The 337-nt window shown below is 58.5% G+C and carries 1 rRNA gene; it reads left to right on the forward strand.

Going from position 1 to position 337, the window contains the following annotated elements:
• A 16S ribosomal RNA gene (locus tag ADK86_RS17540) occupies positions 1–79 on the forward strand; the annotation flags it as partial.
• Between the last annotated feature and the right edge of the window lie 258 nt (positions 80–337).

The raw sequence follows: 337 nt of genomic DNA on the forward strand, positions 1-337 counted from the left end.
GTCGAAGGTGGGACTGGCGATTGGGACGAAGTCGTAACAAGGTAGCCGTACCGGAAGGTGCGGCTGGATCACCTCCTTTCTAAGGAGCACTTCTCACCAAGCCTGGCTTGGTCAGAGGCCAGAACATCAGCGAATGTCTGATGCTGGTTGCTCATGGGTGGAACGTTGACTACTCGGCACACTCGGTAAGAAGGCTACTAGTACTGCTTCGGCGTGGAACGTGGATCATCTGACGAGGGTGTCGGGCACGCTGTTGGGTGTCTGAGGGCACGGGCTTTGCCTGTTCCTTCGAACGCCGGCCCCAGTGAACTCAGCCTTCGGGTTGGGGTGGTGGGTG

Origin of the sequence: Streptomyces sp. NRRL F-5755, from assembly GCF_001279365.1 — a bacterium.
GTDB lineage: Bacteria > Actinomycetota > Actinomycetes > Streptomycetales > Streptomycetaceae > Streptomyces > Streptomyces rimosus.